This window comes from Chamaesiphon sp. (assembly GCF_041737865.1).
Lineage (GTDB): Bacteria > Cyanobacteriota > Cyanobacteriia > Cyanobacteriales > Chamaesiphonaceae > Chamaesiphon.
Window position 1 is genome coordinate 1 of record NZ_JBGSQZ010000107.1, and the last position, 11169, is coordinate 11169.

Annotated in this window: 6 protein-coding genes and 1 pseudogene; 5 read left to right on the forward strand and 2 right to left on the reverse strand. The window is 48.5% G+C overall.

All coding sequences use genetic code 11. The features are described 5' to 3' along the window. Window positions 1–154 precede the first annotated feature (154 nt). Entirely contained in the window at window positions 155–2887 is a 2733-nt protein-coding gene (gene clpB, locus ACEW9J_RS07620) for an ATP-dependent chaperone ClpB (RefSeq protein ID WP_373544538.1), read from the reverse strand. A gap of 191 nt (window positions 2888–3078) precedes the next feature. Here clpB and ACEW9J_RS07625 point away from each other — a divergent pair, with 191 nt between their 5' ends. Together ACEW9J_RS07625 and ACEW9J_RS07630 are read left to right on the forward strand one after the other, a co-directional pair. Next, window positions 3079–4116: a glucokinase gene (locus ACEW9J_RS07625; protein WP_373544533.1), complete on the forward strand. Its 1038-nt coding sequence runs from the start codon at window positions 3079–3081 to the stop codon at window positions 4114–4116. A gap of 298 nt (window positions 4117–4414) precedes the next feature. Continuing rightward, window positions 4415–4747 (forward strand): DUF1815 family protein, encoded by a 333-nt coding sequence (locus ACEW9J_RS07630; protein WP_373544534.1) that lies wholly within the window; start codon window positions 4415–4417, stop codon window positions 4745–4747. Window positions 4748–4885: 138 nt separating this feature from the next. On the opposite strand, the gene tsaB is transcribed toward ACEW9J_RS07630, so the two are convergent. After that, entirely contained in the window at window positions 4886–5521 is a 636-nt protein-coding gene (gene tsaB / locus ACEW9J_RS07635; RefSeq protein ID WP_373544535.1) for a tRNA (adenosine(37)-N6)-threonylcarbamoyltransferase complex dimerization subunit type 1 TsaB, read from the reverse strand. 278 nt (window positions 5522–5799) lie between these two features. Between tsaB and ACEW9J_RS07640 the strand changes: the two genes are divergently transcribed. The 3 genes and pseudogenes from ACEW9J_RS07640 to ACEW9J_RS07650 all read left to right on the forward strand — a co-directional run. Next, window positions 5800–7725: a tetratricopeptide repeat protein gene (locus ACEW9J_RS07640; protein WP_373544536.1), complete on the forward strand. Its 1926-nt coding sequence runs from the start codon at window positions 5800–5802 to the stop codon at window positions 7723–7725. Between the two features lie 199 nt (window positions 7726–7924). Continuing rightward, window positions 7925–10429: an ATP-dependent Clp protease ATP-binding subunit gene (locus ACEW9J_RS07645; RefSeq protein ID WP_373544537.1), complete on the forward strand. Its 2505-nt coding sequence runs from the start codon at window positions 7925–7927 to the stop codon at window positions 10427–10429. Window positions 10430–10962: 533 nt separating this feature from the next. Then, window positions 10963–11169 (forward strand): annotated as a pseudogene (locus ACEW9J_RS07650) (IS4 family transposase); the annotation flags it as partial.

Sequence of the window (11169 nt, forward strand, 5' to 3'; positions counted from 1 at the left end):
TTGAAAGGCTCAGAACCGTTGCACTCGATCGCTTGAATCTGGCGATCGAGTGAGAATATTTGCAACAAAACCATTTTTTAGCAAGGAGTTCAGGCTTTAGAACAGCATCAGGGACTAATTCAGCAAGCCCTAATTAGAAGATCTCAAATGGGTTCTATAGGATGGTAGGTAAAACGATCTCTGGAATCACCGCAGGAGTTGATTTTTTACTCTTACTTGGTTTCGTCCCAAATGTTAATGCTCGATTCTCTTTCAGAGAGGCTGTGCCTAACGGCAGGCTATCGCCAACGCCAACGACACAATCGACAAAAATTGTATCGCCTTCCCCAAAGGTGGTTTCTAGAATTTTAGTCGCGATCGGGTTTTGTAGTTCTCGTTGAATTGCCCGTTTCAATGGTCTGGCACCATAGATCGGATCGTAACCGACATCGGCGAGGTAATCTTGTGCCGCAGGTGTCAGTTGAATTTTGATTTTTTGGTCTGCTAACATCCGTTCGATCTGGTGAATTTGAATCGTGACAATTTGCCGCAGTTCGGTTTTCTTGAGCGGTTCAAAGATCGTCAATTCATCGATCCGATTGATGAATTCTGGGCGGAAATGTGTCCGCAGGGTATTGGTTACTTGTTCGCGCAAGTCGTTGGTTTGAGTATTATCACGGGCGGGATTGAGTAGTGTCGTCATAATCTGTTCGCTGGCAATATTACTCGTCATCACAATTACCGTGTTGCAAAAGCTGACGGTTTTACCTTTGGAGTCAGTAATCCGGCCATCATCTAGCACTTGGAGCAGGATATTAAAGACATCAGGATGGGCTTTTTCGACCTCATCAAATAACACGACCGAGTAAGGATGGCGACGCACGGCTTCTGTCAATTGTCCGCCATCTTCGTGTCCGACATATCCAGGCGGGGCACCAATCAAGCGGGAAACTGCGTGTTTCTCCATATACTCAGACATATCTAGTCGCACCATCGCATCATCGCTATCGAACAGAAATTCAGCTAGGGCGCGGGCGAGTTCGGTTTTACCAACACCTGTCGGCCCCATAAATAGGAACGATCCGATCGGTCGATTGGGATCTTGCATCCCCGCTCGCGCGCGCCGAATTGCTGCTGAGACTGCGCTGACAGCCTCGTGTTGACCGATCACGCGGTGGTGGAGGTGTGATTCGAGTTGGAGTAGTTTTTGGCGTTCTGAAGCCAGGAGACGGTTGACTGGAATTCCCGTCCATTTAGCGACGATTTCGGCGATGTCGCCATCGGATACTTGTTCCCGCAGCAGGGTAGAGCCTTGAACTTGGACTTGGGCGAGTTCGGCTTCTTTGACACTCCGTTCTTGTTGGAGTTTGGGTAGTTCCCCATAGTGGAGTCGGGCGACGGTAGCCAGATCGCCAGTGCGTTCGGCTTGTTCGCTTTGGACTCTGATCCGATCTTCTTCCTCTCTGAGGCTTTTAATCCCATCGAGCAGTTGTTTTTCCCCTTGCCATTGGTTGGTAAGTTCGCCCTGTTTGACTTTCTGGGTGGTGATTTCGGTATCGATTTTCTCCAGGCGTTCTTGGGTAGGGAGATAGCTGTCACCGCGCAGTTTTTCACCTTGGAGCGAGAGTTTCTCCATTTCCAATTGCATCACCCGGCGATCGATCGCTTCTAATTCGGCAGGTTTGGAGGTAATCTCCATTTTCAGTTTAGCTGCTGCTTCATCGACCAAATCGATCGCTTTATCAGGCAAAAATCGATCGGCGATGTACCGACTAGATAGAGTAGCGGCTGCAACTAGAGCGGAATCACTAATCTTCACGCCGTGGTGAACTTCATACCGTTCTTTCAATCCCCGCAGGATCGAAATCGTATCTTCGACGGTGGGTTCATTCACCTGTACGGGCTGAAATCTGCGTTCTAGAGCGGGATCTTTCTCGATATATTTGCGATACTCATCGGTGGTTGTCGCGCCGATACAGCGCAATTCGCCCCGCGCCAGCATCGGTTTGAGCAGGTTGCTGGCATCCATCGCCCCTTGATTACCACCCGCACCGACGACGGTGTGGAGTTCGTCGATAAATAGGACGATTTGCCCAGCGGATTCAGTGACTTCCTTGAGTACAGAGCGCAAGCGTTCTTCAAATTCTCCCCGTAGTTTAGCACCAGCGATCAGACTACCCATGTCCAGGGAGATAAGCGTCCGATCTTTGAGCGATTCGGGCACATCGCCATTGACGATCCGTTGCGCCAATCCTTCGGCGATGGCTGTCTTCCCGACACCTGGCTCGCCGATTAAGACGGGGTTGTTTTTCTGGCGACGCGATAGTACCTGCACGACGCGGCGAATTTCTTCATCTCGTCCGATCACGGGATCCATTTTCCCCGCTCTGGCTGCTTCGGTGAGATCTTTGCCGTATTTAGGTAGAGCGTCTCCACTGGTTTCGGTTTGGGTAGTGACTTTTGGGGCTGCACTTCGCACTTGTTTGATGGCGGCTTCTAGTTGAGATCGATCGAAATTAAATGGCGCAAGCAATCGCCGACCGACTCGATCGTCCTCCATCAAGGCTAAAATCAGATGGTCTACACCAATAATCGGGTCTTGCCAACTCTCCCTAGCGGCTTCTGCTCGATCGAGTAATAAATCTAAATTCCGCCCTAGATACAAGTCTACAACTCGATCCAATCTCGGCTGACGGGTAGTAAATTCCTGCAATTGCCGCGCCAATTTCTCAGCATCCACCCCCACGCGCGCGAGAATTTTGGGAACTGCATCCTGCTGTTCCAACAGCGCAATCGCGACGTGTTCGACTTCTAAGTTCTGATTGAACGATCTCCTGGCTACTTCCTGTGACTTAATGATTGCATCCCAGGCTTGGTCGGTAAATTTGGTAGGATCTGTAGGCTGCATGTCTGGGGGATGGCGATGAGTCTGAGCGTGTCTGTATAGTATATCAAGGAAGTCCAATTCGCTGTCGCCGCTTTAAAAAAGGTGCCTGTCGCTGCAATCCTCAGAGGCTTGGCGTATAATTGTCATGTTCGATCGAAGTCGCAATCTGCCATGAGTCACATCGCAGCATCAAAACATCCACCAGACAACTCATGACATACTTATTAGCAGGCGATCTCGGTGGTACGAAAACTTTGCTCAGACTGGTTCGATCTACATCACCAGCCAAAGTAGAATTCCAGCAATCGTATCAGAGTCGAGAGCATAGTAGCCTAGTCTCGATCGTCCAGCAATTTTTAGCAGCCGCCCAAACCCAACTCGGACTGGAGATCGCGATCGAGAATGCTTGTTTTGGCATCGCTGGAGCGGTAATCGATCGAGCCTCATATTTACCAAATCTCGATTGGCACATCAGCGCAGACAAGATCGAGCAAGAATTACAGATCCCCCATGTCAAATTAATCAACGATTTTGTGGCAATTGGTAATGGTGTCGCTCAACTGCATCCAGAAGACATCCACACCATTCAAGCCGGACAACCCCGAATAAATGCCCCAAAAGCAGTAATTGGCGCGGGTACTGGCTTAGGTCAAGGCTTTCTGATTTATGATGGCACGGATTATCAGGTAATTGCGGCTGAGGGCGGACATACAGACTATGCTGCTCGATCGATCCAGGAATTTGAATTATTTCAATATATCTGTCAGCATAAACAAATCGATCGAGTCTCCAACGAGCGAGTGGTTTCTGGCCCTGGCATCGTCACTATCTACCAATATCTGCGCGATACTAGCAACTTATCCGAAACACCTGAAGTCGCTCATGTAGTTAGACTCTGGGAAGCTCAAGCCGAGCAATCAGTCGATCCTACTGGCTTAATTTCCGCCCTAGCGATCGCCAAAACCGACCCCCTATCCCAAGCTACCATGCAGATGTTTGTCTCTGCTTATGGTGCTGAATCTGGGAATCTCGCGCTCAAAATCCTCCCCTATGGGGGACTGTATCTCGCTGGCGGCATCGCTGCCAAAAACTTATCGCTGCTGACTGAGGGAACTTTTCTGACGGCATTCAATCACAAAGGTAGAGTCAGCGATTTATTAAGCAAAATTCCCGTTCATGTCATCCTCAATCCCCAAGTTGGTCTGATGGGTGCTATGGCACAGGCAGGTAAACTAGGAATTAGCGATTAGGGGTGGAGATCCGTCACGAGTGTACCGGATCTAACAGTTTTACTCAAAGTATTCGGTTAGGCTGCAAGTTATAGTTAGAACATCAGTTCTCCGAATGGTCGATCGTCCGGTTGCCATTCTAGCAGCAGCTTTATCCACCTAAGCCAATTTCAACTCCAAAGTCGATCCTCGATCGTCGCTGGCAGATATTAGCCAAGTAGAGATAAAGCATCCCAAGTATTAAGATTGTCAATCAGACAAACATTAAAAAATAATAAAGGTTATAATAAATTGCAGTGGTGCTAATACAAGGAGGTCTATGTTTCTTAGACTAGCAAATCAACATCAAGAATTTGTCAAAGATTTAGTCATGAGCCTTCAGGCTCTAGCTACTGTTTTAGAGCGACGCGGCTATGAGGCGGCCTGTTACACCTGTGGCGATCGCATGAACAGTGCCAACTTCATGGTGAGTTTGGCTCCCAACCATCTGATCCGGTTCCTAGTATCTGACTACGGGATTACTTGGACAGAACTCCGCGACGATCGCGAATTAATGAAGCTAGAAGGCGCAGAAGCGATTGCCCAACTGCAAGAACTCGCCGACTTACTCAAAGTTAAGCTTCAGTCGGATGCACACGTATTAGTCGGCTAATCGTAACCGATCCAGTCGAGCTTGAGATTCAATCTATTTACTTGAGATGTATAGTTAGTGTGCGTGCCAACAACCATCGCAGGTAACTTTACACCATGATGGAGCGATCGTCATCGTCAGCCTAAAGATCGGAGTTGACTATTTAGCGATCGACTGGTTGATGACTGGATGTTGACCATAAAAAGGTACTGCCATCGACCAGTGCGGACGCTCCCCTCGATCGTATTCCATCCGTGCCAAAGCTAGCACACCAGCGACAGTATCGGCAAGATTTGCCGACTGTGGGACGATGTGATGATGTGAGGGCTGGAGTTGCACTAATTGGGCATCCCAATCGGCTGAAGAGAAAACTGTATCGGGCAAAATAGTCGTAAATTCCTGACGATCTAGACTAATGTGATAAACTGCGGCAAAAACTTCACCCCGTTGAGCAGGCATCGAAATCGCGATCGATCCAGCCTGTGGTGTCTGCCAAGCGATCGCCGCTAGACTAGAAACAGTAAATACAGGTAGGTCTAACTGTTGTGCCAAAGTACGGACGGTAACTACACCCAGACGCGCACCTGTAAACCCGCCTGGGCCATTAGCTACAGCCAGACAGTCCAGATCTTGCCAAGTTTGAGGACTAAGAAAATCGCGCAGATAGGGATGGAGATAATTGGAAGTCTCTCGTCCCAAATCCCATGTCTGGCAACGGACATCTTCGGCAGTGGTACCAATTGCTAAACCCAGCGCGGGGCTACTTGTATGCAGTGCCAAACCGTATTTTGTCATTTAGAGGGTAGGGGTAGAGGGTAGGCTTTAGGCTTTAGGCTTTAGGCTTTAGGCTTTAGGTATTAGGGGTAGAGGGTAGAGGGTGAAAATTTGTAGGGTGTGTTAGGCGTAAGCCATAACGCACCAGAGCCAAGTACGAAGCTAGTCAGTTTAGACGAAATTTTCGCCAGCATAGAGCCGATTACCGACCGTACCTACGCGAACGAATCCGACCCACGATCGCCAAGAAAGGATTAGGATAGCATAAACACATTTGCAAAAGATCGGAATTGATAACTATGACTTCTGCCGATGCTGGATCTAATCCTAACAGTAATCCTCAACCTCAGACATTGCGAGAACGATATCTACAGACGATCGAGCAGATCGTGACGCGGATTCTGACAGGTAAACAGATTATCTCGAAAGAGTATATTTATCAACTGCTAGTCGAGCAGATCGAACTCGGAACGAGTGAAATATTTGAAGGTTGTCTGAGCGAAACAATCCAAGGGATCGAGCGGGAAATTGCCAGCCACACCGATGAAGTCAAGCAAGCTAAATTAAAGCATAAACTTAATGCTCTGGCTTGGATTCAGACGGCTTTGGGTAATTTGCAAGACGAACGCCAAGCGGTAGCAATAGTAAATGCCACGATCGATCGAGTCGTCACCGCCGAGCCACCCGAACGTCTAAATAGCCTCCTCCAAGCACTCGATCCCAATCAAGAGCGAAAGCTAGATCGCGCTCAGATCGAACTGATGATTAAATCGCTCCAATCGGTGGCAAATGTGCGACTCCAACCCGCAGATTTCGAGCAATTACGCCAATTATCGCTCGGACTCGATCGCGGACTCCAGGCATTGCCAACTTTAGAACCCCACCTCGTCAGTTGGATCTATGAAAGCGGTCAACAAATCGGTTTTGGTGGAGCCACAGAGAATGGCCCCTGGTCGCTGTGGGCGCAGCAAGTCACAAAACCACTCACAAAGTCATTATTTCAAGCGATCGGTCGTCAGCAGTCAATTTCCGACATTACAGCAGCTCAAGGAAGTGGTGATGAGGGGGATTGGACAGAGTTGGCGATCGTCTTGCAAAGTATTCAGACGGCTCTAGTTGCTTGGTTTGATGCCCAGATGTACGATCGCGTTTGGGGACAGCGGATGGCTTTTAGTACGCTGATTACATTTGCGGCAATTTGGAGCGAGTTGGCAAATGGGATCGCTAGAGCGACAGGAGTTAATACCAATCATCGGGACTCGATCGCTAAAGCCTGTTTTCAGGTAACATTACAAATCTTGAGAACCGCCGCACAACGTCCGAATTTCCCGCTCTATGGGGGGATTTTTGCGGCATTCTCTGGCGAAACACTCCGCGATACCCTCTTTTATTTCGATCTCCCGCTCAAACAGGTAGCAGGTACCCAAGAGAAAGGAAGACTGCTAACTATTTTGGGCTATTCACAGCAGACATTGGGACAGATCGAACGCGCCATCGCACTTCATCAAGAAGCCCTGGAAATCGCCAATCGCGCCGGAGATCGCCCGTGTGAAATTGCCAATCTCAACCATCTGAGCCGCATTGCGATCGGTCAAAAAGACTATCCCCAGGCGATTAGCTACAGTCAACGCGCCCTAATTTTAGCCAGACAGACGGGTGATAAACTAGGTGAAGCTAATGCCCTAACTAACGTTGGCTACTCCGAAGTACTGGCAGCACACGCGATCGATCAAATGGACGAGGAGATCTACGAACAGAATATCAGTTATCTCGATCGCGGTCTCAAACTTGCCGAAACTCTCGAAGATAAACAGAGTTTAGCCCTGTGCTATCACAGCCTCGGACTCGCCTATCTCACCATCCAACAACCAGAAAAAGCGATCGAGTATCTCCAATTGGGTACCAAAGCCGCCCAAGCCGTCGGCGACTTGTACCTCCAAGGACTGAATCTTACCTACCTCGCTGAGGCACACCACAGCCTGGAAAAAAATAAAACCGCGATCTTTTATAGTTGTCTGGCAATGTACCAGCTTCATCAAATCGGTGCCAAGGAGTGGCGACAGAGCGCGAGTTTAGCCACGATCTTGCAAGGACAACTCGGACATGAAGAATTTGAAAAGGTTTTAGTCCAGTATCGTCCAAATTTGCTACCCGCGATCGGTGTCGATGGCTACGATTATTTACCACAATTACTGATCGAGTATCTAAAAGATCGCAGTTTCTAGCCAACACTCAAAATGTAACTAGTACAGATCGAAAAAAAGCAATCTATCCTTGGGAGTATCTTGGCAGTAGCCGATCCCCTCCCCCCCCAGTAATGGTAGTTATTACCGAACCCGATCGTTAAAATAACTATTCCCAATCGTCAAATTTACTGTGTTAAGATTTAATGACACAGGACAAAGCAGGGGATGGAAAACAGCCATGTTTGAACGCTTTACAGAAAAAGCCATTAAAGTAATCATGCTGGCCCAGGAAGAAGCACGTCGCCTGGGGCACAATTTCGTTGGTACCGAGCAAATCCTCTTGGGATTGATTGGCGAGGGTACTGGCGTAGCGGCAAAGGTCTTGAAATCGATGGGGATCAACCTCAAAGACGCACGGATCGAAGTTGAGAAGATCATCGGACGTGGTTCGGGTTTTGTAGCCGTTGAAATCCCCTTCACCCCCAGAGCGAAGCGTGTTTTAGAGCTATCTTTAGAAGAAGCCCGCCAACTGGGACACAACTATATCGGCACCGAACATTTACTACTGGGCTTGATCCGCGAAGGTGAAGGCGTAGCAGCAAGAGTTCTCGAAAATCTGGGTGTGGACTTAACCAAAGTTCGGACTCAAGTAATTCGGATGCTCGGCGAAACCTCAGAAACTGCGACAGCAACGGCTGGCGGTCGATCGGGCGGTAGCAACAAAACACCTACACTAGATGAGTTTGGTTCCAACCTCACTCAAATGGCTCATGACGGTAAATTAGACCCCGTTGTCGGTCGAGCAAAGGAAATCGAACGAGTTATCCAAATCCTCGGACGACGGACTAAAAATAACCCAGTTTTAATCGGCGAACCAGGTGTTGGTAAAACAGCTATCGCTGAAGGTTTAGCCCAACGGATTGCCAATCAGGATATCCCCGATATCCTTGAAGACAAGCGCGTTGTTACCCTCGATATCGGTTTATTAGTCGCTGGGACTAAATATCGCGGTGAATTTGAAGAACGCCTCAAGAAAATCATGGATGAGATCCGCCAAGCCGGAAACGTCATCCTGGTAATCGATGAAGTCCACACCCTGATCGGTGCTGGTGCTGCTGAAGGCGCGATCGATGCTGCAAATATCCTCAAACCTGCGCTAGCACGGGGCGAGCTGCAATGTATCGGTGCGACAACTCTCGATGAGTACCGCAAGCATATCGAACGGGATGCCGCACTAGAGCGTCGTTTCCAACCAGTAATGGTCGGCGAACCTAGTGTAGACGAAACGATCGAAATCCTCCACGGTCTGCGCGAACGTTATGAACAGCACCACAAGCTGAAGATCACCGATCTGGCTCTCGAAGCTGCCGCGAAACTAGCCGACCGCTATATCGCCGATCGCTTCTTACCAGATAAAGCGATCGATCTGATGGACGAAGCTGGCTCTCGCGTTCGCTTGCTCAATTCCCAACTCCCAGCAGCAGCAAAAGAGCTGGACAAAGAATTGCGTAAAGTCCTCAAAGAGAAGGACGAAGCCGTTCGCTCTCAAGATTTTGATAAAGCAGGTGCTCTCAAAGACCGCGAAATCGAAATCAAAGCCGAGATCAAAACGATCGCTCAAACCAAAAAAGCTGCCGATGAGACTGAAGATCGCGTGATGCCCGAAGTCACCGAAGAAGACATCGCGCACATCGTCGCTTCTTGGACAGGCGTACCTGTAAGCAAGCTCACCGAATCTGAGTCCGTCAAACTGCTAAATATGGAAGAAACCCTCCATCAGCGGTTGATCGGTCAAGAAGAGGCTGTCAAGGCTGTCTCCAGGGCAATTCGTCGCGCTCGTGTTGGCTTAAAAAATCCCAACCGTCCGATCGCTAGTTTCATCTTCTCAGGCCCGACTGGAGTTGGTAAAACCGAGCTGACCAAAGCTCTGGCAAACTACTTCTTCGGTTCCGAAGACTCGATGATCCGCTTGGATATGTCCGAGTACATGGAGCGTCACACCGTTTCTAAACTAATCGGTTCGCCTCCAGGCTACGTCGGCTACAGCGAAGGCGGTCAATTGACCGAAGCCGTTCGTCGTCGTCCTTACACCGTCGTCTTATTCGATGAAATCGAGAAAGCGCACCCCGACATCTTCAATATGCTCCTGCAAATTTTAGAAGACGGTCGCCTCACCGATGCCAAAGGACGCACGGTAGACTTCAAGAACACCATGATCATCTTGACCTCCAACGTGGGTTCCAAAGTGATCGAGAAAGGTGGTGGTGGTCTAGGATTCGAGTTCTCGGACAACAAAACCGAAGCTACTTACAACCGGATTCGCAGCTTGGTCAACGAAGAACTCAAAAACTACTTCCGTCCAGAGTTCCTCAACCGTTTGGATGAAATCATCGTCTTCCAACAGCTCACCAAGCCAGAAGTCAAAGAGATCGCCGACATTATGCTCAAAGATCTATTCGGTCGCCTGACCGAGCAGGGAATCAAGCTCGAAGTCACAGATCGGTTCAAGGATCGTCTCATCGATGAAGGTTATAACCCTGCATACGGTGCGCGTCCACTGCGTCGAGCGATTATGCGATTACTAGAAGACATCCTCGCAGAGGAAATGCTCTCTGGTCGTCTCAAAGATGGTGATACCTCGATCGTCGATATCGGCGAAGATGGTAAAGCCATTGTCACTCCCAAGCTGGACAAAATCCCTGCGACTGTGGCACCTGATTTGTTAGCCCCAGTAGGTGAGTAAATAATTAGTTAACATCGAAATTTCGATAATTAGCTATTAGCAAAAACAGGTAGACTCAACTGAGTCTGCCTGTTTTTGCAATTAAATGCAGGTTCGCGCTGAATCTTCAGCATTAGACTGGCTCAGGTTTCTGATTAATTGGAGCTTTAACAATCATTTTATCATTACTTTTGGTTTTTAACTGTAGTTTTTAACTTCAATTACTTTCGGTTCTTGTCTGCGTATTTATTTATCAAATGAGTAACAAATAGATCTAAGTATTTGTCGTAAAAACTGAAGTGCGGAATGTGGGTTTTTAGGTGATGAAATCGTCTTTAGAATTTATGTGTAATAGACCCCCAAGGCAAAGATAGTCGTTCCCACTACATCTCAGCGTGATAGTACTCACGAACAGAGTTCCCAGCGATCTTTGTCAGGGTCGATCGTGGTTTGATAGCATTAGTGACAAGTTAAGAAAAGCAGAGCTTTGTCAAGAGGGTGAACAAAAGATGTCAAACTGTTTCTAGTCAACAGTTTGAGGTAATAGATGTCTGATGACCAGCAGCCGTAAAAGTAACCGTGACCACGCCAAAAAACAACATCAACCAGGGGTGGCAGACGAAGTCATCGAGACTCAATTAGAGGCTTTACTGACACCAGCACTCTTTAAGCAAAGTCTTTACTACCGCCAATTAGGACTGAGAAATCGGCTCTTGAACCTGCCCCTGATGATGGCGGCAGTACTAACGCTACGATGGCGG